Origin of the sequence: Komagataeibacter rhaeticus, assembly GCF_003207855.1 — a bacterium.
Classification (GTDB): Bacteria; Pseudomonadota; Alphaproteobacteria; order Acetobacterales; family Acetobacteraceae; genus Komagataeibacter; species Komagataeibacter rhaeticus.
Window position 1 is genome coordinate 226,137 of sequence record NZ_NKTZ01000002.1, and the last position, 19,248, is coordinate 245,384.

At 63.1% G+C, this 19,248-nt stretch carries 21 protein-coding genes; 3 read left to right on the forward strand and 18 right to left on the reverse strand.

Going from position 1 to position 19,248, the window contains the following annotated elements; translation table 11 throughout:
* Position 1 precedes the first annotated feature (1 nt).
* Genes CFR78_RS03225 through CFR78_RS03235 form a run of 3 tightly spaced genes read left to right on the forward strand, consistent with a single transcriptional unit; the run spans position 2 to position 8,042 of the window.
* Positions 2 to 3,178, forward strand: a complete 3,177-nt coding sequence (locus CFR78_RS03225) for an efflux RND transporter permease subunit (protein ID WP_034933154.1) — start codon at positions 2 to 4, stop codon at positions 3,176 to 3,178.
* Positions 3,175 to 6,471, forward strand: a complete 3,297-nt coding sequence (locus tag CFR78_RS03230) for an efflux RND transporter permease subunit (protein WP_034933156.1) — start codon at positions 3,175 to 3,177, stop codon at positions 6,469 to 6,471. Before CFR78_RS03225 ends, CFR78_RS03230 begins: the two co-directional genes overlap by 4 nt.
* A gap of 5 nt (positions 6,472 to 6,476) precedes the next feature.
* The gene (locus CFR78_RS03235) at positions 6,477 to 8,042 is read left to right on the forward strand and encodes an efflux transporter outer membrane subunit (RefSeq protein WP_034933159.1); all 1,566 of its coding nucleotides are present in this window, start codon (positions 6,477 to 6,479) and stop codon (positions 8,040 to 8,042) included.
* Positions 8,043 to 8,102: 60 nt separating this feature from the next.
* Here the strand turns inward: CFR78_RS03235 and CFR78_RS03240 are convergent, their stop codons facing one another.
* The 18 genes from CFR78_RS03240 to rpsN all read right to left on the reverse strand — a co-directional run bounded on the left by CFR78_RS03240 (position 8,103) and on the right by rpsN (position 19,240).
* Complete coding sequence (locus CFR78_RS03240; RefSeq protein ID WP_007399653.1) at positions 8,103 to 8,279, reverse strand: DUF1328 domain-containing protein; 177 nt, start codon at positions 8,277 to 8,279, stop codon at positions 8,103 to 8,105.
* Positions 8,280 to 8,339: 60 nt separating this feature from the next.
* Positions 8,340 to 8,597, reverse strand: a complete 258-nt coding sequence (locus CFR78_RS03245) for a hypothetical protein (RefSeq protein ID WP_007399652.1) — start codon at positions 8,595 to 8,597, stop codon at positions 8,340 to 8,342.
* Positions 8,598 to 8,705: 108 nt separating this feature from the next.
* Entirely contained in the window at positions 8,706 to 9,518 is an 813-nt protein-coding gene (locus tag CFR78_RS03250; protein WP_034933162.1) for an ABC transporter ATP-binding protein, read from the reverse strand.
* A gap of 13 nt (positions 9,519 to 9,531) precedes the next feature.
* Positions 9,532 to 10,296, reverse strand: coding sequence for an ABC transporter permease (locus CFR78_RS03255; RefSeq protein ID WP_007399649.1), 765 nt, complete (start codon positions 10,294 to 10,296; stop codon positions 9,532 to 9,534).
* Positions 10,293 to 11,336, reverse strand: coding sequence for an ABC transporter substrate-binding protein (locus CFR78_RS03260; RefSeq protein ID WP_007399648.1), 1,044 nt, complete (start codon positions 11,334 to 11,336; stop codon positions 10,293 to 10,295). Before CFR78_RS03260 ends, CFR78_RS03255 begins: the two co-directional genes overlap by 4 nt.
* A 167-nt stretch (positions 11,337 to 11,503) precedes the next feature.
* Positions 11,504 to 11,929 carry a 50S ribosomal protein L17 gene (rplQ, locus tag CFR78_RS03265; RefSeq protein ID WP_034933165.1) on the reverse strand — a complete coding sequence of 142 codons (426 nt, stop codon included), beginning with the start codon at positions 11,927 to 11,929 and terminating at the stop codon, positions 11,504 to 11,506.
* A 33-nt stretch (positions 11,930 to 11,962) separates the two neighbouring features.
* Positions 11,963 to 12,982 carry a DNA-directed RNA polymerase subunit alpha gene (locus CFR78_RS03270; RefSeq protein ID WP_007399646.1) on the reverse strand — a complete coding sequence of 340 codons (1,020 nt, stop codon included), beginning with the start codon at positions 12,980 to 12,982 and terminating at the stop codon, positions 11,963 to 11,965.
* A 122-nt stretch (positions 12,983 to 13,104) separates the two neighbouring features.
* Complete coding sequence (gene rpsK, locus CFR78_RS03275; RefSeq protein ID WP_003621069.1) at positions 13,105 to 13,497, reverse strand: 30S ribosomal protein S11; 393 nt, start codon at positions 13,495 to 13,497, stop codon at positions 13,105 to 13,107.
* Positions 13,498 to 13,578: 81 nt separating this feature from the next.
* On the reverse strand, positions 13,579 to 13,956 hold the full coding sequence (rpsM, locus tag CFR78_RS03280; RefSeq protein WP_007399643.1) for a 30S ribosomal protein S13: 378 nt from the start codon (positions 13,954 to 13,956) through the stop codon (positions 13,579 to 13,581).
* 227 nt (positions 13,957 to 14,183) lie between these two features.
* On the reverse strand, positions 14,184 to 14,843 hold the full coding sequence (locus CFR78_RS03285) for an adenylate kinase (RefSeq protein WP_034933169.1): 660 nt from the start codon (positions 14,841 to 14,843) through the stop codon (positions 14,184 to 14,186).
* Positions 14,840 to 16,189 (reverse strand): preprotein translocase subunit SecY, encoded by a 1,350-nt coding sequence (gene secY, locus CFR78_RS03290; RefSeq protein ID WP_007399641.1) that lies wholly within the window; start codon positions 16,187 to 16,189, stop codon positions 14,840 to 14,842. Before secY ends, CFR78_RS03285 begins: the two co-directional genes overlap by 4 nt.
* Positions 16,190 to 16,347: 158 nt before the next feature.
* A complete protein-coding gene (gene rplO / locus CFR78_RS03295) occupies positions 16,348 to 16,836 on the reverse strand; it encodes a 50S ribosomal protein L15 (protein WP_034933171.1) in 489 nt (162 codons plus the stop codon).
* Position 16,837: 1 nt separating this feature from the next.
* Positions 16,838 to 17,026: a 50S ribosomal protein L30 gene (gene rpmD / locus CFR78_RS03300; protein WP_007399639.1), complete on the reverse strand. Its 189-nt coding sequence runs from the start codon at positions 17,024 to 17,026 to the stop codon at positions 16,838 to 16,840.
* On the reverse strand, positions 17,019 to 17,597 hold the full coding sequence (rpsE, locus tag CFR78_RS03305) for a 30S ribosomal protein S5 (RefSeq protein ID WP_014105019.1): 579 nt from the start codon (positions 17,595 to 17,597) through the stop codon (positions 17,019 to 17,021). The genes rpmD and rpsE overlap by 8 nt, the downstream gene beginning before the upstream one ends.
* A 17-nt stretch (positions 17,598 to 17,614) precedes the next feature.
* Entirely contained in the window at positions 17,615 to 17,977 is a 363-nt protein-coding gene (gene rplR, locus CFR78_RS03310; RefSeq protein ID WP_034933174.1) for a 50S ribosomal protein L18, read from the reverse strand.
* Positions 17,977 to 18,513, reverse strand: a complete 537-nt coding sequence (rplF, locus tag CFR78_RS03315; protein WP_034933177.1) for a 50S ribosomal protein L6 — start codon at positions 18,511 to 18,513, stop codon at positions 17,977 to 17,979. The genes rplR and rplF overlap by 1 nt, the downstream gene beginning before the upstream one ends.
* A 10-nt stretch (positions 18,514 to 18,523) precedes the next feature.
* A complete protein-coding gene (rpsH, locus tag CFR78_RS03320; protein ID WP_010506719.1) occupies positions 18,524 to 18,922 on the reverse strand; it encodes a 30S ribosomal protein S8 in 399 nt (132 codons plus the stop codon).
* 12 nt (positions 18,923 to 18,934) lie between these two features.
* The gene (gene rpsN / locus CFR78_RS03325; RefSeq protein ID WP_007399632.1) at positions 18,935 to 19,240 is read right to left on the reverse strand and encodes a 30S ribosomal protein S14; all 306 of its coding nucleotides are present in this window, start codon (positions 19,238 to 19,240) and stop codon (positions 18,935 to 18,937) included.
* Positions 19,241 to 19,248: the final 8 nt, after the last annotated feature.

The window sequence follows — 19,248 nt, forward strand, 5'->3', positions numbered from 1 at the left end:
CGTGAACCCGTCCCGCCTGTTCATACACCGTCCGGTCGCAACCACGCTGCTGATGCTTGCCATCCTGCTGGCGGGGCTGCTGGGCTACCATTTCCTGCCCGTATCCGCCCTGCCGGAAGTGGAATATCCCACCATCACGGTGCAGACCTTCTACCCCGGTGCCAGCCCCGACGTGATGGCCACCTCCGTCACCGCCCCGCTGGAGACACAGCTGGGCGAGATGTCGGGGCTGGAGCAGATGACATCCCGCTCGTCAGGCGGGGCGTCGGTCATCACGCTGCGCTTCGGCCTGACCATGACCATGGACATTGCCGAGCAGGAAGTGCAGGCCGCGATCAACCAGGCCAATTCCCTGCTGCCCACCGACCTGCCAGCACCCCCGGTCTATGCCAAGGTCAACCCCGCCGACACGCCGGTCATGACGCTGGGCATCTCGTCGAAGACCATGCCGCTGACGGAAGTGGAGGATTACGTCGATACCCGGCTGGCCGAGAAGATCAGCCAGATCTCGGGCGTGGGGCTGGTCACGCTTTCGGGCGGGAACCGCAAGGCGCTGCGGGTGCGGGTCAACATCCCCAAGCTGACCTCGTTCGGCATCGACCTTGATACGCTGCGCACGACCATTGGCAACGTGAACGTCAATTCCCCCACCGGCACGTTCGACGGGCCGCAGCGTGCGACCACGCTGCGCATCGATGGCCAGATTTCGGGCGTGGACCAGCTGCTCAACCAGGTCATTGCCTACCAGAACAACGGCCCCGTGCGCATCCGGGACGTGGCCAGCGTGGTGATCGGCCCCGAGAATACCGAACTGGCCGCCTGGGCCAACCGCACCCCCGCCCTGGTCATGAACGTGCAGCGCCAGCCGGGTGCGAACGTGATCGCGGTGGTGGACAACATCAAATACGCCCTGCCGCGCCTGCAGCAGTCGCTGCCGCCGGGCATTACCATAACACCGCTGACCGACCGGACCACGACCATCCGCGCCTCGGTCGAGGATGTGGAGTTCGAACTGGGCCTGGCGCTGGTGCTGGTGGTGGGCGTGATCTTCGTGTTCCTGCGCAATGTGCCCGCAACGCTTATCCCCAGCCTGTCGGTGCCGTTGTCGCTGGTGGGCACGCTGGCGGTGATGTACCTGTTCGGCTTCTCGCTCGACAATCTCTCGCTCATGTCGCTGACCATCGCCACAGGCTTCGTGGTGGACGATGCGATCGTGATGATCGAGAACATCGCCCGCTACATCGAGATGGGCGACACCCGCATGGAAGCGGCGCTGAAGGGTGCGGGCGAGATCGGGTTCACCATCATCTCGCTGACCGTATCGCTGATCGCGGTGCTGATCCCGCTGCTGTTCATGGGTGATGTGGTGGGCCGCCTGTTCCATGAATTCGCCATGACGCTGGCGGTGACCATCATCCTGTCCGCCGTGGTCTCGCTGACGCTGGTGCCCATGATGTGCGCGCGCCTGCTGCATGAACGCGACACGAAGCATGCCGAACCCGCCTGGTCGGCCACGGTCGAGCGCTGGACGGTTGCAACCATCGAGGGCTACGGCCGCGCGCTGGACGTGGTGCTGCGTCACCGCAGGCTGACGCTGGGCGTGTTTGGCGCCACCCTGGCGCTGACCGGCGTGCTGGCGGTGATCATTCCCAAGGGGTTCTTCCCCGTGCAGGATACGGGCGTGATCCAGGGCATTTCGGTCATGGCGCAGTCCACGTCGTTTTCCGCCATGAAGCGCCACCAGCAGGAACTGGCCGACCGCATCCTGCACGATACGGACGTGGCCAGCCTGTCCTCCTTCGTGGGTGTGGACGGGCAGAATGTCACGCTCAACCAGGGGCGGTTCCTGATCAACCTCAAACCGGCGGACAGGCGCTCGTCCACGGCACAGGAAGTGGCCACCCGCCTGCGCGCGGAAACGGCGGACATTGCCGGTGCCGACCTGTACCTGCAGCCGGTGCAGGACCTCTCGCTTGATACATCGGTCGCGGCCACCCAGTACCAGTTCCTGCTGGAAAACCCCGACTACAACCAGTTCACGACCTGGGTGCCCAGATTCATTGCGCGCCTGCAGCAGGAAAAGGCCCTGACCGATGTGACATCGGACCTGCAGGCGGCGGGGCTTGTGGCGCATGTGGACCTGGACCGCACCACCGGCGCCCGTTTCTCGATCACGCCGCAGACCATCGACAACGTGCTGTATGACAGTTTTGGCCAGCGCCAGATCTCGACCATCTTCACCCAGTCCAACCAGTACCGCGTGATCCTGGAGGCCACCCCCAGCTTCCAGCAGGACATGGCCTCGCTCAACCAGATCTACCTGCCCGGCATCAGCGGCAACGCGGGCGAGAGTACCTCCGGCCCGACGCGCTCGCCCACGTCGGGGCTGGTGCCGCTGGCCTCCGTCACCACCGTGACACAGGATACCGCGCCGCTGCTGATCACCCATGTGGGCCAGTTCCCGGCCACCACGGTCTCGTTCAATGTCCGGCCCGGCTACGCGCTGGGTGATGCGACGGATGCGATCGAGCGCGCGGCAAGGGACATCCACCTGCCGTCGAGCTTCCAGACCTCCTTCCAGGGCACGGCGGCGGCGTTCCGCAGTTCACTGGCCAACGAGGCCTGGCTGGTGCTGGCCGCGCTGATTGCCGTCTATATCGTGCTGGGCATCCTGTACGAGAGCTTCATCCATCCCGTCACCATCCTCTCCACCCTGCCCTCGGCCGGGATCGGGGCGCTGCTGGCGCTGTGGGTGACGGGTTCGGGGCTGGATGTGATGGGTATCATCGGGCTGGTGCTGCTGATCGGCATCGTGAAGAAAAACGCCATCATGATGATCGACTTCGCCCTTGAAGCCGAACGGGTGGAGGGCATGACCCCGCTGCATTCCATCCGCCATGCAGCCCTGCTGCGCTTCCGCCCCATTCTCATGACCACGCTGGCGGCCATGCTGGGGGCCGTGCCAATGATGCTGGGCACCGGCACCGGGTCGGAACTGCGCCGCCCGCTGGGCATCGCCATTGTGGGCGGGCTTGCGGTCAGCCAGCTGCTGACGCTGTTCACCACCCCCGTCATCTACCTGCTGATGGATGGCATCAGCCAGAAACTGACCCGCCGTTTTGGCAGCACGGATAACGGGGGCAAGGACGGGCTGCCCGGGCCACAGGCTTCTGCATGAACCCGCTGTCCATCTTCGTCCGCAGGCCGGTCGCCACCATATTGCTGACCGTGGCACTGGTACTGGGCGGCGTGCTGGGCTACATGACGCTGCCGGTGGCGGACATGCCCAATGTGGACTTTCCGGTCATACAGGTGCAGGCCCGCCAGTCCGGCGGCTCGCCCGAGGAAATCGCAAGCTCGGTGGCCGCCCCGCTGGAACGGCACCTGGGGGCGATTGCCGGGCTGACGGAAATGACATCACAGTCATCGGCCAACCAGGCGCGCATCACGCTGCAGTTCTCGCTGGACCGCGACATCAATGGCGCCGCGCGCGATGTGGAGGCGGCCCTGCAGGCGGCCCATGCCGACCTGCCTTCCTCCCTTCGGCAGAATCCAAGCTATTTCAAGGCCAATCCCAACGGCGCGCCGGTCATGATCCTGGCGCTGACATCGCGCACCCGTACCGCCTCGCAACTGTATGACCTGGCTTCCAACGTGCTGCAGCAGCATCTCTCGCAGATACAGGGCGTGGGGGAAGTCGAGATCGGCGGCAGTTCGCTGCCAGCCGTGCGGGTGGAGATGAACCCGCTGGCGCTATACAAATTCGGCATCGGCTTCGAGGATATCCGCGCGGCCCTCGCCTCGGCCAACGCCCATACGCCCAAGGGCTTCATTGATCAGGGCGACCACCGCTTCACGCTGGACACCAATGACCAGGTGCATAACGCGCAGGCCTATCGTGACCTGATCGTGGCCTATCATGACAGCCGCCCGGTCAGGCTGGAGGACGTGGCCTCCGTGCGTGACAGCGTGGAGGACCTGCGCAACGCGGGCTACGTGGATGGCAGGCCCGCGGTGCTGGCCATCATCTTTGCCCAGGCGGGGGCCAACATCATCAACACCAACGACCAGATCCGCGCCAAGCTGCCACTGCTGCGCGCGGCCCTGCCGACGGATGTGGATCTGGGCGCCTTCATGGACCGCTCCACCACCATCCGCGCGGCGCTGGCGGATACGCAGTTCACACTTGTGCTGTCGGTTGGCCTGGTGGTGCTGGTCGTGCTCCTGTTCCTGCGCTCGCCGCGCATCACCATCATCCCCGCCATTGTGGTGCCCGCCTCCATCATCACCACCTTTGGCGCGATGAAGGTCATGGGGTATTCCATCGACAACCTTTCCCTCATGGCGCTGACCATTTCCACCGGCTTCGTGGTGGATGACGCGATCGTGGTGGTGGAGAACATAAGCCGCCACATGGAAGCCGGGATGGACCGCGTGCAGGCCACCCTGCTGGGCACGCGGGAGGTGGCGTTCACGGTCATGTCCATCACCGTGTCGCTGATTGCGGTGTTCCTGCCCATCCTGCTGCTGAGCGGGGTGGCGGGGCGGCTGTTCCACGAATTCGCCATGACGATGTCGATCACGATCGTCATTTCCATGGTACTGTCGCTCTCGCTTACTCCCATGATGACCGCCCGCCTGCTGCGCGTGCATGAGGCATTGCCCTCACGCGGGGTGTTCGGGCGTATCAGCCACGGGCTGGAACGCGGTCTGAACGCGGCGCAGCAGGGCTATGCCCGCTCGCTGGAATGGGCGATCACCCACCGCCGCCTGACCATCCTGTCACTGCCGCTGACCATTGCCATCATGGTCGGGCTGTTCATCAAGATGCCCAAGAGCCTGTTCCCCGAATCCGATACCGGCATGCTGATGGGCCGGCTGATGGGGGACCAGTCCATCTCGTTCCAGGCCATGCAGGGCAAGATCATGACCGTGCAGAAGGCCATCACCGCCGACAGGGACGTGGCCCATGTCATGGGCTTCATGGGCGGGCGCGGCAGCGCCAACCAGGCAAACCTGTTTGTAACACTCAGGGACAAGTCCCTGCGTGACGACACGCCCGCGCAGACCATCGCCCGCATCGGGCGGCGGCTGCGCAGCATGGTGGGGGCGACGTTCTATGCCTCCGCCCCGGGGCAGCTGCGCATTGGCGGGCGGCAGAGCAATGCGGCCTACCAGTATTCGCTGCAGTCCGATTCCTCAAAGGACCTGTACCAGTGGACGCCGCTGCTCGTCTCGGCACTGCAGAAGCATCCCGAACTGTCCGATGTGTCATCGGATGTGCTGCAGGGCGGCTCGGCGCTGGATGTGCAGGTGGATCGTGATACTGCCAGCCGCCTGAACATCACCCCGCAGCTCATTTCCAATACGCTGTACGATGCCTATGGCCAGCGCTCGGCCTCGGTCATCTACAATCCGCTGAATCAGTACCATGTGGTGATGGAGGTGCAGCCCCGCTTCTGGCAGGACCCGACCACGCTCAAGCAGGTCTGGGTCAGTGTGGCGGGCGGCACGGCGGGGGGCGGCACCCAGTCCAACACCATCCGCGTCAGCGCCGATACCGGCACCACCGAATCCCAGCTCAGCGCGCAGTCATTCCGCAACCAGGTGGCCAACACGCTGGCGGGGGGCAACAGCGCCTCCACCGGGTCCGCCGTGTCCACCAGTTCGGAAAGCATGGTGCCACTGACCCTGGTCTCGGTCCTCAAACCGACCAAGACGGCCCTGAGCATCAACCATGATGGGCAGTCCGTCTCCTCCACCATCTCGTTCAACCTGACCAATGGCGTGCCGCTCAGTCAGGCGGTGCAGATCATCAACGAGGAAACGGTCAAGCTGCACATGCCCGCCAACATCCAGGGCAATTTCGCGGGCAATGCCGCGCAGTTCCAGAAATCGGTCAATAACGAACCGCTGCTTATCCTGGCGGCGCTGGCGGCGGTGTACATGACACTGGGCATCCTGTACGAAAGCTATGTCCATCCGCTGACCATCCTCTCCACCCTGCCCTCGGCCGGGGTGGGGGCGCTGCTGGCGCTCCAGTTCTTCGGGGAAGCCTTTTCGCTGATCGCCATGATCGGGGTGATCCTGCTGATCGGTATCGTCAAGAAGAACGCCATCATGCTGGTGGACTTTGCCATCACCGCCGAACGTGATGAAGGCCATACCGCGCTTGACGCCATCCGCATGGCCTGCCTGCTGCGCTTCCGCCCGATCATGATGACCACATTCGCCGCGGCCCTGGGCGCGCTGCCGCTGATCTTCGGCCATGGCTATGGCTCCGAACTGCGCCGCCCGCTGGGTATTGCCATTGTGGGCGGGCTGCTCGTCAGCCAGGCGCTGACACTTTATACCACGCCGGTCGTCTACCTTTATCTTGACCATATGGGGGTAGCCTGCCGCACATATTTCAACCGGCTGTATGGGCGGCTGTCCCGACGCCATCGTCTTTCCCACCAGCAGGATTCCTGAACCGGATGCCATTCCTTCCGCCATCCCCCAGCCATGCCGGCACCCGCCCGACCCGTAGCATGCATGCGCTGCGCCTTGCATGCCTGGCCCTGCCGCTCGTGGCGCTGGCAGGATGCATGGTAGGGCCGAAATATCACCGCCCGGACGCCATCGTATCGGCGCGCTTCAAGGAACTGCGCCCCGAACCCGGCTGGGAAAACGCAAACCCGCGCATGGCCGAACTGCCCAAGCATGACTGGTGGACGATCTATAATGACCCGATCCTGAACGGGCTTGAGGCGCAGGTCGCCATTTCCAACCAGAACATCAAGGAATACGAGGCCAGCTACCGCAACGCCCGTGCCCTGATCGACAGCGTGCGTGCCCAGCTTTTCCCCACCATCAGCGGCAGCCTTGGCTTCAACCGCGCGGGCCATGGGGCGGGGTCGCTCTCCTCCTCGGGCAGCAACTATGCCAAGGAGGGGTCGACCTACAACACCTATGACCTGGGTCCAAGCGCGAGCTGGGATCTGGACCTGTGGGGCAAGATCCGCCGGCAGGTGCAAGAACAGGTGACCGCGGCCCAGGCCAGTGCGGCCGACCTGGCCAATGCCACGCTGTCCTATCAGGCGCAGCTGGCCACCGCCTATTTCAACCTGCGCTACCAGGACAGCCTGACGGACCTGCTGCAACGCTACGTGCGCTTCAATGAGCAGGCGCTGCAGATCACCCAGAACCAGTTCGATGCCGGCACGGCCGACCCGACCGCCGTGCTGCAGGCCCGCACCACGCTGGAGCAGAACCGGGCATCCCTTGTCCAGGCCGGGATCAACCGCGCCCAGTACGAACATGCGATTGCCGTGCTGATCGGCAGGCCACCAGCCGATGTCACGATCGCGCCCGCCCCCCTGTCACGCACCGTGCCGCCCATTCCGGTTACGGTACCGTCCGACCTGCTGCAGCGGAGACCCGATATTGCGGCAGCGGAACGCACGATGGAGCAGTACAACGCCCAGATCGGCGCGGACATAGCGGCGTTCTATCCCGATGTCACCATCAGCGCCAGCTATGCGCAGAGCGGTGGCGACCCGGTCACATCGCTGATGAGTGTGGCCAACCGGGTCTGGTCACTTGGTGCGTCCGCCACCGAAACGCTGTTCTCGGGCGGGTCGCGCACGGCTGCTGTGCATGAGGCCAATGCCCAGTATGACAACGCGGTGGCCACCTATCGCCAGACCGTGCTGACCGCGCTGCAGAATACGGAAGACCAGCTTTCCAACCTGCGCATCCTGTCCCAGCAGTCGCTACAGCAGCAGAAGGCGCTGGATTTTGCCAACCGCACGGTCGAGGTCTCGCTCAACCAGTACCAGGCCGGGACCGAGATCTATACAACCGTCATCACCAACGAGAACTCGGCCCTGTCATCGGCCGAGACCCTGCTGGGCATCCAGCAGCAGCGCATGGTGGACAGCGTAAGCCTGGTGCAGGCACTGGGGGGCGGATGGGATGCATCCCGCCTGCCAACCAAGAAATCGCTGCAGAAGGATAACCCGCTGCTGCCTTCCTTCATCCAGAAGGACACCAACAGATAGGCATGAAAAAACCCCCTGCGCCGGATGGCGACAGGGGGTTGCCGTGTGCGGGAAGGGCCATCAGCCCGATAGCGACCGGGCCGTAAACAGCGCGATCAGCAATACGACGACGAATATCGTGATGGCGATGAAGAACAGTATCTTTGCCATCCCGGCAGAAGCCGCGGAAATACCACTGAACCCGAACACACCGGCAATCAGTGAGACAATCAGAAAAAACAGTGCCAGTTTCAGCATGGTATCTGTTCCTGTAAATCAGTCATGCCTGACTAACGCGCCAGCATTCCATATGTTGCCTTACGCACGCCGCCGCATGAACAGCGTTGCGACAAAACCCAGCAGCGATGCCCCGATCAGGGCCAGCAGCGGGCGATCCGCCGTCACATCACGCAGGGTATCCAGAATCTCGCCCATGCCCTGCTGCGCCATGCCGCCGGCCCCCTGCATCCGGGCGGAGAACGGGGCACCGGGTTCACCGGCAAAACCGTCCAGACCATCCTGCAGGCGGCCGATGCCCTCTTCCAGATGGGTTTCGAGATTGGGGATGTCCGTCATGTTCCATATTCCCTTGCGTGCCGGTGGGGCAGGCCCGGACGCCGTGCCCTGTGCCCCGTTTGCCCTGCCGTCATGCCCGCGGGCGGCAGGCCCGATGGCACAGGCTTATCATATCTCCGATGCCTGCCAATAGGCCGCATCCGCGCCGGGGTCCTCTTCACCCGCGATCAGCCGCTTCATGCGTTCCGCCATGGCGCGCAGGCCGGGGGCCGTCCTGTCTCGCGGGCGGGGGCCGACCGTAAAGTCACCGCGCAGGCCGGCCGGATGACCGGCCAGTATGATGATCCGGTCCGCCAGCACCAGCGCCTCATCCAGGTCATGGGTCACGAACAGGACCGTGCCATGCGTGCGGGCATGGATGCGCAGCAGTTCCTCCTGCAGGGCGGTGCGGGTGATCGCATCCAGCGCGCCAAAGGGTTCGTCCATCAGCAGCAGGTCCGGCTCGACCGTCAGCGCACGGGCCACCCCCACGCGCTGGCGCTGCCCGCCCGAAAGCTGACGGGGCCAGCGGTCCGCCTTGTCCGCAAGTCCGACAAGCTCCAGCGCCGCCATGGCGCGCTCACGCCGCCGGTTCCTGTCCAGACCCAGCCCTTCCAGCCCCAGTTCCACGTTACGCAGCACGCTGCGCCATGGCATGAGCTTGGCATCCTGAAACACCATGGCTGCGGGCCGGTGCACGCTGGCCGGCGTGGATTTCAGCTCCACCCGCCCCTCACCGGGGGGCATGAGCCCCATGATGACCCGCAGCAGCGTGGACTTGCCCACCCCCGAGGGGCCAAGCAGGGCCACGAACTCCCCCCGCCGGATTTCCAGATCGACATGCCGCAGGATAAAGCTGCGCCCATGGTCGTGGGACAGGCCGATATCCTCCAGCCTGACCACCACATCCGCCGTGCTGGCGGGTGTCACCACGCTATTCATTCCCACCTGTCTTTTACCCCTGCCAGCCCAGCAGCCTCTTGCGCACCAGCATGAACAGCGTGTCGGTCAGCGCATAGAGCAGGGCCATGGTCAGCATGTAGACCACCACCAGATCCGTTGCCAGCAGGCTGGAAGCCTGCATCATCCGCGCACCGATACCCGGCACGCCAAACAGTTCCGCCGCCACGACCGACATCCAGGCCTGCCCCAGCCCCGTCCGCAGCCCGGCCAGCACGCCGGGGGCCGAGGCCGGTATCACCACCGTACGCAGCCGCGCCCAGAATCCGCCATGTCCGAACGAGGCCGCGACTTCATACAGATCGGGATCGATCGACTGCACCGCCCCGTAAGCCGCGTAAAAATTGATCCAGAAGACGGAAATGGCGATGACAAACGTGGCCCCCGCCGTATTGAGCCCGAACCACAGGATGGCAAAGGGCACCCATGCCAGCCCCGGAATGGGTCGCAGCACCCGCACCACGCCGGACAGCAGGCCGTCCAGCAGCGGCACCGCCCCACAGAGCAGTCCCAGCAGCGTGCCCAGCACGGAACCCGCCAGCAGCCCGGTCAGGTAATGGGTCAGGCTGTCGCGTATGGCCTGGGTCCAGGCGCCGCTGCGTACTTCCTCCAGCCAGGCCGGCCCAAGACTGGTGGGGGCAGGCAGCAGGCCGGACGGCACCCATCCCAGCCGGATGGAGGCTTCCCACACGCCAAACAGGACCACAAGGCCAGCCGCCCCCAGAATTGGACGCAGCAGGACAGGACGCGGCGTGATCATGGAGCAATCTGCCTGTAGGTTTCCAGATCAAACAGCGCGCCCACCGGCTCCGCCTTGCGCAGCAGGCCGGTCTGGAGTTCGAAATCCTGTAGCTGGCCCACCGCATCCACAATCCGCGCGGGGTCGGACACGAACCCCGAAGCGGAAGCCTTCAGCGCCTCGACAATGATATCCTTGGGCAGCATGCCACCGCCCAGCGCCTGCTGCACGTAGGGTTCGGCCTGTTCCGGGTCCGTTGCCAGCAGGTGCGTTGCCCTGACGAAGCCGCTTACGAACGCGTTTTTCCATGCGGCGCGGTCAGGCGCATCCTCATTAAGGATGGCAAGGACCGAGCCGGGCTGGCCGGGCATGAGGTCATGGCCGGATGCCAGGACCCGCATGCCGGGCATCCGGTGGCGGATGATGGTCAGCGCGGGCTCACGCAGGATGGCGGCATCCACCGCACCTGCCAGGAACGCCTGCTGGGCGGCATCGATATCAATGCCGACAATATCCGCCACCTGATCCGGCTCCAGCCCGTTGCGCGCCTTCAGCCAGTAGCGCAGCAGGGTATCGGGCACCGAACCCATGGGCTGGGCCGCGATCTTGGGCCTGTGGCCCGCCCTGGCGGCAAAATCGGCAAAGCGCTGGCGGAGCGCATCGGGGGCCAGCGGGACCGGCTGCTCGGGCAGGTCCACCGCCAGTGCCCCGCGCGATACGATCTCCAGTTCCTCGGTCGCCGCACTGGCCACCACCTTTACATCCGCGCCATGGGCACGCGCCTGCAGCAGCGGCAGGACACCCGCCACATAGGCATCGATCTTGCCCGACATCAGTGCCTGTATGGCCTGTGGCCCGGACTGGAAGCGGACAAGCTGCATGTCGATCCCGGCATCCCGTGTCCAGTTCTTGCCCTGCATGACAAAAAGCGGAGCGGAACCGATAACCGGAATGTAGCCAACACGAACCGTAGCCGCCTGGGCACCCGCGCACAGGCCAAGCACGGCCGTCAGGACATGAACGCTACGGCGTATCACACGCCGGAAAAGGGATACTGTCATGGCTAAAGCCCTGTCTGCTACGCGGAAGGAATGAACCGATTAATACACTATCGAAAATATATGTAAGCCCGTCTGGATGGCTATATAACGATAAAATAATGTTGGATTGCAAAAAACCACAAAAAAACCCGGCCTGAGCCGGGTTTTTCGGAAGCAACCGGCCTGCCTCAGGCAGCCAGGTTTTCTTCATGATTGGCTTCCGGGCGCGGACCGCTGTCCTGACCCTTGGCCGACACATCGCGGTCAACCAGTTCGATCACGGCCATATCGGCCGCATCGCCATGGCGCATGCCCGCACGCAGCACGCGGGTGTAGCCACCCTGGCGCGTCTTGTAGCGGTCAGCCACCGTGGCGAACAGCTTGGACACGATCTTGTCGTCACGCAGCTGGGCGAAAGCCTGACGGCGGGCGTGCAGGTCACCCCGCTTGCCAAGGGTGATCAGCTTTTCCACCACCGGGCGCAGTTCCTTCGCCTTGGGCAGTGTGGTGGTGATCTGTTCGTGCTTGATCAGGGCGACTGCCATGTTGCGAAACATGGCCAGTCGATGGGACGAGGTAACGCCGAGCTTACGGCCGGCAACACCGTGACGCATGATGTAATTTCCTGTTTTATCCGGTTCGGAGGATCAGAACGGCTCGTCGAGCCTCTTTGCCAGATCTTCGATATTTTCCGGCGGCCAGGCCGGTACGTTCATACCCAGTGAAAGCCCCATGGCGGTCAGGACTTCCTTGATCTCGTTGAGCGACTTGCGGCCGAAATTCGGCGTGCGCAGCATCTCCTGCTCGGTCTTCTGCACCAGATCACCGATATAGACGATGTTGTCGTTCTTCAGGCAGTTGGCGCTACGCACCGACAGTTCCAGTTCGTCAACCTTGCGCAGCAGGTTGCGGTTGAACGGCAGGTCATCCTGCGGCTCTTCCGTGCGCACCGTGCGCGGCTCATCAAAGTTGATGAACAGCTGGAGCTGGTCCTGCAGGATACGCGCGGCCAGCGCCACGGCATCTTCAGGCGTCACGGCGCCGTTCGTCTCGACCGTCAGCAGCAGGCGGTCATAGTCGGTGACCTGACCCACGCGGGTCTGCTCCACCTTGTAGGACACCCGACGGACGGGGGAGTAGATGGCATCAACCGGGATCAGGCCAATGGGTGCGTCTTCCGGGCGGTTGGCCGCCGCGGGAACATACCCCTTGCCCATGTTCACGGTGAACTCCATGCCGAACTTCACCCCTTCATCAAGTGTGCAGATGACCAGGTCGGGGTTCATGACTTCAATGTCATGCCCGGTCTGGATCTGTCCGGCACGCACTTCGCCAGGCCCCGTGGCCGTCAGCACCATGCGCTTGGGGCCTTCGCCATGCATCCGCAGTGCGAGCTGCTTGATGTTGAGCACGATGTCGGTCACGTCTTCACGAACACCCGCCACCGACGAGAATTCATGCAGCACGCCGTCAATCTGGATTGCCGTAACCGCAGCCCCCTGCAGGGACGACAGCAGAACCCGACGGATCGCATTGCCCAGCGTCATGCCGAAGCCGCGTTCCAGCGGCTCGGCTACGACGGTTGCAATGCGCGAAGGTTCCGCCCCCGGTTCGACTTCCAGCTTTTCCGGCTTGATCAGGGATTGCCAGTTTTTCTGGAGGACCAAGGTAATGGCCTTTCAAGACTGATCTGCCGCCTGTTGGTGCGGCAGATGGTACCCCACAGGGAGGTACCGGAATGACAATCTTCCCCCGCATGCGGGGGAATACGACTAACGCAGGGCGCCGATCAGACGCGACGGCGCTTGCGCGGGCGGCAGCCGTTATGCGGCACCGGCGTCATGTCGCGGATGGCCGTGATCGAGAAACCGACAGCCTGCAGGGCACGCAGTGCGCTCTCACGCCCCGACCCGGGACCGGAAACCTCGATTTCCAGCGTCTCCATGCCGTGCTCGCGCGCCTTGCGGCCCGCATCCTCGGCGGCAACCTGGGCTGCGTACGGGGTGGATTTGCGCGACCCCTTGAAACCCTGGGCACCAGCGGAAGACCAGGCAATCGCGTTGCCCTGGGCGTCGGAAATGGTGATCATGGTGTTGTTGAAGGTGGACAGCACATGCGCCACACCGGAAATGATGTTTTTCCGCTCTTTCTTGCGAATACGCGGAGCCGCAGCTTTCGCCATAGTTTTCTCGATCCTGTCAGTTCAAACGGGCACGGAGCGCATAAGGCACGCCCCGTGCATTCATACCGGGCAATCCGCTGATTAGCGGGTCGCCTTCTTCTTGCCCGCAATAGCCACGGCCTTACCCTTGCGGGTACGGGCGTTGGTATGAGTCCGCTGACCATGGACAGGCAGCCCACGCCGGTGGCGCAGGCCACGGTAGCAGCCAAGGTCCATCAGACGCTTGATGTTCATCGCCACTTCACGGCGAAGATCACCTTCCACGCGGTAGTTGCTGTCGATCAGTTCACGGATCTTGCCGATCTCGTCGTCCGACAGCTCGTTCACGCGCCGCTCAGCCGGGATTTCCAGCTGGTCGCAGATCGCCTGGGCCTTCGTCGCCCCGATACCATAGATATAACGCAGGGCAATTGTGACCCGCTTGTTAGTTGGGATGTTCACGCCGGCAATACGTGCCACGCCACTTACTCCTCGTCCGCCCTGTTCGGGGCACTACATTTAGGCAGGGCTGCTTCACACCACCTGCCCGACTGGCAGGAGCGCCGTGAACATACCGGTCCGACCGGCCAACCCCAGCATCATTCATTCAGGCCGCCTGCGCCGGACCATCGGGCCGACTCAAGCGACATTCATACCTTGAGGGCGCGCAATATACTGCTGCCCCCCCATGAGTCAATTATTTTGCATCACTTTTTCGTGATGCGGTCGATGACAGCAAAGACTTCCTGCGTCACCGCATCGATATCAGCCATGCCGTCAATCCGGTACAGCCGCTTCTCCTCCTCATAATAAGGCAGGATCGGGGCCGTCAGTTCCCGGTAGGTTTTCAGTCGGGCCGCCACGGTTTCGCGCCGGTCGTCCTCGCGGCGGATGAACTCATGTCCACCACATACGTCGCATGTGCCCGCGACCTTCGGCCGCTTGAACACATCATTATAGCCTGCCCCGCACCTGGCACAGGTATAACGACCCGCAATCCGGTCGGCCAGGGCATCCTCATCCACGTCCAGCAGCAGCACGGCATCAATGTGCTGCCCACTGCGTGCCAGCATCGTATCCAGCGCCTCGGCCTGCGCGCGGGTGCGTGGAAAACCATCAAGGATAAAGCCCTTGGCGCAGTCCGGCTGGCGGATACGCTTTTCGATCATGGCGATGATCAGATCATCGGGCACGAGCCTGCCTTCGGCCATGATGGTCTTGACCTGCTGCCCAAGCGGGCTGTCCGCCGCGACTTCGGCGCGCAGCATGTCCCCGGTCGAGATCTGCGCAATTCCATACCGCTCTTCCAGCCGTTTCGACTGCGTGCCTTTGCCGGCACCTGGCGGTCCAAGAAAAATGATGTTCAACGCACCCTGCCCTTTCTGCCCCGTCCCCGGCGCATGAGTCCCTGATACTGGTGCGCCACCAGATGCGACTGCACCTGTGTCACCGTATCGATCGTCACCGTCACGATAATGATCAGACTCGTGCCACCGAAATAGAAAGGCACGTTGTAATGGCTGATCAGGATCTGCGGCAACAGGCAGACGGCAACAAGATAGAGCGCACCGATCGTTGTGATGCGGGTCAGGATACGGTCAAAGAACGCAGCCGTATTCGCCCCGGGGCGGATACCCGGCACGAACCCGCCCTGCTTGCGCAGGTTCTCGGCCGTTTCCTGCGGGTTGAACGTCACCGCCGCATAGAAATACGAGAAGAACACGATCATCGCCGCATAGAACAGCATGTACAGCGGCTGCCCCTGCCCCAGTTCCTGCCCCAGGAAGGAGAGCCATCCCGGCATGGAACTGTTATTGACGAATCCCGCGATCGTGACCGGAATCAGCAGCACGGACGAGGCAAAGATCGGCGGGATGGACCCTGCGGTATTCACCTTCAGCGGCATATGGGTGGAGTCCCCACCGAACATGCGCTGGCCAACCTGCCGCTTGGGGTACTGGATGACGACCCTGCGCTGCGCCAGTTCCATAAATACGATGAACGCGATGGTGATCGCCGCCAGCACCAGGAAAACCAGCACGAAGAACGGGGACAGCGCGCCGGTGTAGCCAAGCTGGAACAGGCTTGCCAGGGCATTGGGCAGGTTCGCCACGATACCGGCAAAGATGATCAGCGAGATCCCGTTGCCAACCCCCCGTGACGTGATCTGTTCCCCCAGCCACATCAGGAACATGGTCCCCCCCACAAGGGTCAGGACGCAGGACACGATGAAGAACATCCCCGGCGATACCACCGCCGAGCCCGCCTCGGTATGCATGTTCTCCAGCCCGATGGCGATGCCGTAGGCCTGAAACAGGGCGATCACGACCGTAAGATAGCGGGTATATTCGTTCAGCTTGCGCCGTCCGCCCTCGCCTTCCTTCTTCAGGGCCTCAAGGGAGGGAATCGCTGCTGACATCAGCTGTACAATGATCGAGGCGCTGATATAGGGCATGATATTGAGTGCGAACACGGTCATGCGCCCCAGCGCCCCGCCCGTGAACATGTCGAACATACCCAGGATACCGCCCTGATGCCGGGCCAGAAGCTGCCCCATCACCGTCGCGTCGACGCCTGGAACGGGGATATAGGTGCCAATCCGGTAAACGATCAGCGCACCCAGGGTGAACCAGATACGCTTCTTCAGTTCCGTCGCGTTGGCAAAGGAACTGAAATTCAAATTGGCAGCCAACTGTTCGGCCGCGGAGGCCATGCGCCCATCCTTTCACAAGAACAGCGCCACCGCTGGAGGCGGGACGCTGTCATGATAAAAAAAACCGCAGAAAGTAATAAAGCGATGCGCCCGCCGAGTGCAAGCAGCATCGCTTTTATCATGCTTCGGGTACAGAACGTGCCTGTAACCCGAACCGGTCATTCCGCGGCAGGAGCCTGCTGCTTCTGCGCCTTGACCTGCACCTTGCCACCGGCCTTCTCGACCGCCGCAATGGCGCAGGCCGAAGCCCCCGCCACCTCAATGGTCACCGCGTGGTTCAGTTCACCGTCACCCAGCAGGCGGATACCGGCAAAACGGCCAGAACCGATCAGGCCAGCCTTGGTCAGCACTTCTTCCGTCACGACAGCCTTGGCATCAACCTTGCCTGCCGCGATGGCCTTGTCCAGCGTGCCCAGGTTCACCACCGCATAGTCCTTGCGGAAGATGTTCTTGAAGCCGCGCTTGGGCAGACGACGGTAGATGGGCAGCTGGCCACCCTCAAACCCGTTCAACGACACGCCGGAACGTGCCTTCTGGCCCTTGACACCTTTGCCGGATGTCTTGCCCTTGCCGGAGCCGATACCGCGACCAAGGCGTTTCTTGCGATAACGCGCGCCCTCGTTGTCACGAAGTTCGTTCAGGTTCATCTCAATCCTCCACCTTGATCAGGTGGGACACCTTGCGGATCATGCCACGAACGGAAGGGGTATCCTCCAGTTCGCGGGTCCGACCGATCTTGTTCAGGCCAAGACCGACCAGCGTCGCCTGCTGGCCCGGCTTCTGCCCGTTACCGGAATGTAGCTGGGTAACGCGAATGGTTGCCTTGGTATCAGACATCGGCCGCAGCCTCCGTCGCTACCGCAGCCTCGCGGCGCCCCAGGATATCCGAAACCTTCTTGCCACGACGGTTGGCCACCGAACGCGGGCTGGCGCAACGCTCCAGCGCGGCGAACGTCGCCTTGACCATGTTGTGCGGGTTCCGGGTTCCAAGCGACTTGGCCACCACGTCATTGATGCCCAGGCTTTCGAACACGGCGCGCATCGGACCACCGGCAATGATGCCCGTGCCTGCATCAGCAGAGCGCAGGACCACCTTGCCCGCCCCGAAGTGACCGGCCACATCGTGATGCAGCGTACGGCCTTCCTTCATCGGAACGCGGATCATGGTGCGCTTGGCGCGGTCGGTCGCCTTGCGGATCGCCTCGGGAACTTCACGGGCCTTGCCCGCGCCGAACCCTACGCGCCCCTTCTGGTCACCAACCACAACCAGTGCCGCGAATGCAAAGCGGCGACCGCCCTTTACAACCTTGGCAACACGATTGATCGTAACCAGCTTGTCGACCAGATCATCGCCTTCGCGGTCGCGATCGCGACCACCCCGGCCGCCTTCTCTCGGTTCACGTGCCATTATGCGTGACCCTTTCGTCAGAACGAGAGACCGCCCTCACGGGCAGCCTCCGCCAGGGCCTTGATACGCCCATGATAGAGATACGCGCCGCGGTCGAAAACGACCTTCGACACACCTGCAGCCACCGCGCGTTCCGCCAGAAGCTTGCCAACCGCACCCGCCGCCGTGACGTCCGTGCCGCCCTTGAGGGCGGAACGCAGGTCCTTTTCCAGGGAGGACGCAGCGGCCAGCGTACGGCCGACCGCATCGTCGATAACCTGCGCGTAGATGTTCTTGCCTGAACGGAACACCGACAGACGCGGACGGCCACCGCTCTTGCGGCGAAGCTGGAAACGGAGACGCTGACGCCGCCGTTCCCGCAGATCCTTCTGCGTGCTCATTATTTCTTCTTGCCTTCCTTGCGACGGATGGTTTCCGTTTCATAACGGACACCCTTGCCCTTATAGGGCTCGGGCTTGCGGAAGCTGCGGATATCCAGAGCCACCTGACCAACCCGCTGCTTGTCGATACCTTCGACGGTCACGGCTGTCGGCCGCGGGGTCGTGATCTTGATTCCCTCGGGGATCGCATAGACGATGTCATGCGAATAACCGAGGTTCATGACCAGGTTCTTGCCCTGCACCGCAGCGCGGTAACCCGTTCCGGAGATTTCCAGCGTCTTGGAAAACCCTTCGGACACGCCCTTGACCATACCCGCGATCAGAGAACGCGTGGTTCCCCACATCATGCGGGCCTGGGCCTGCGTCGTATCGACCGGCTTGACCGCGACCTTGCCGTCCGCAACATCGACCGCGACATGGCTGGACAGTGGCAGCTTGAGTTCACCCAGCTTGCCCTTTGCCGTCAGCACGCCATCAGCAATGGAAACCTGAACGCCCGACGGAACCTCGACGGGATATTTGCCCACTCGCGACATTTATCCCTCCTCAGAACACACGGCAGAGGACTTCACCGCCAACATTGGCAGCGCGGGCCTCCGCATCGGACAGAACACCGCGGGGGGTCGACAGGATCGACACACCCAGCCCGGCATAGACACGCGGCAGTTCCTTGATCTTGGAATAGACGCGGCGGCCCGGCTTGGACACACGGTGGATTTCCTTGATGACCGGCTCACCATCGAGATATTTCAGCTCGATGCGCAGCTGGGCCACACCTTTGCGCAGTTCCTCACGGGAGAAACCACGGATATATCCCTCGCGGCGCAGGGCCTCGAGAACACTGGCGCGCAGCTTGGAAGCCGGCGCCACGCAGGCAGCATGCCGTGCACGCTGCGCGTTGCGGATCCGGGTGAGCAGATCACCCAAAGGATCAGAAAGTGACATCGTTCCCTGCCCTTACCAGCTCGATTTGACCATACCCGGGATCTGGCCATTGGAGGCCAGGTCGCGCAGGGCGATACGGCAGAGTTCGAACTTTCTGTAATTGGCGCGGGGACGCCCCGTCAGCTTGCAGCGCAGACGCACGCGCACGCGCGAACCATTGCGAGGAAGTTCAGCAAGCTTGAGCGATGCATCGAAGCGATCCTCAACCGGCAGAGACCGGTCCATGATGATGTTCTTCAATGCAGTCCGCTTAGCCCGGTCCCGGGTTGCCATGCGCTCGCGCTTGACATTCCGGTTAACGGCGGAAATTTTGGCCATGCCTTGTT

Bases quoted from the DNA above. Each gene is read 5' to 3' on its own strand.
- CFR78_RS03230 (WP_034933156.1), top strand. From the start codon at position 3,175: ATGAACCCGCTGTCCATCTTCGTCCGCAGGCCGGTCGCCACCATATTG.
- CFR78_RS03235 (WP_034933159.1), top strand. From the start codon at position 6,477: ATGCCATTCCTTCCGCCATCCCCCAGCCATGCCGGCACCCGCCCGACC.
- CFR78_RS03240 (WP_007399653.1), bottom strand. From the start codon at position 8,279: ATGCTGAAACTGGCACTGTTTTTTCTGATTGTCTCACTGATTGCCGGT.
- CFR78_RS03245 (WP_007399652.1), bottom strand. From the start codon at position 8,597: ATGACGGACATCCCCAATCTCGAAACCCATCTGGAAGAGGGCATCGGC.
- CFR78_RS03250 (WP_034933162.1), bottom strand. From the start codon at position 9,518: ATGAATAGCGTGGTGACACCCGCCAGCACGGCGGATGTGGTGGTCAGG.
- CFR78_RS03255 (WP_007399649.1), bottom strand. From the start codon at position 10,296: ATGATCACGCCGCGTCCTGTCCTGCTGCGTCCAATTCTGGGGGCGGCT.
- CFR78_RS03260 (WP_007399648.1), bottom strand. From the start codon at position 11,336: ATGACAGTATCCCTTTTCCGGCGTGTGATACGCCGTAGCGTTCATGTC.
- rplQ (WP_034933165.1), bottom strand. From the start codon at position 11,929: ATGCGTCACGGTGTTGCCGGCCGTAAGCTCGGCGTTACCTCGTCCCAT.
- rpsK (WP_003621069.1), bottom strand. From the start codon at position 13,497: ATGGCGAAAGCTGCGGCTCCGCGTATTCGCAAGAAAGAGCGGAAAAAC.
- secY (WP_007399641.1), bottom strand. From the start codon at position 16,189: ATGGCCTCCGCGGCCGAACAGTTGGCTGCCAATTTGAATTTCAGTTCC.
- rplO (WP_034933171.1), bottom strand. From the start codon at position 16,836: ATGAACCTGAACGAACTTCGTGACAACGAGGGCGCGCGTTATCGCAAG.
- rpmD (WP_007399639.1), bottom strand. From the start codon at position 17,026: ATGTCTGATACCAAGGCAACCATTCGCGTTACCCAGCTACATTCCGGT.
- rpsE (WP_014105019.1), bottom strand. From the start codon at position 17,597: ATGGCACGTGAACCGAGAGAAGGCGGCCGGGGTGGTCGCGATCGCGAC.
- rplR (WP_034933174.1), bottom strand. From the start codon at position 17,977: ATGAGCACGCAGAAGGATCTGCGGGAACGGCGGCGTCAGCGTCTCCGT.
- rplF (WP_034933177.1), bottom strand. From the start codon at position 18,513: ATGTCGCGAGTGGGCAAATATCCCGTCGAGGTTCCGTCGGGCGTTCAG.
- rpsH (WP_010506719.1), bottom strand. From the start codon at position 18,922: ATGTCACTTTCTGATCCTTTGGGTGATCTGCTCACCCGGATCCGCAAC.
- rpsN (WP_007399632.1), bottom strand. From the start codon at position 19,240: ATGGCCAAAATTTCCGCCGTTAACCGGAATGTCAAGCGCGAGCGCATG.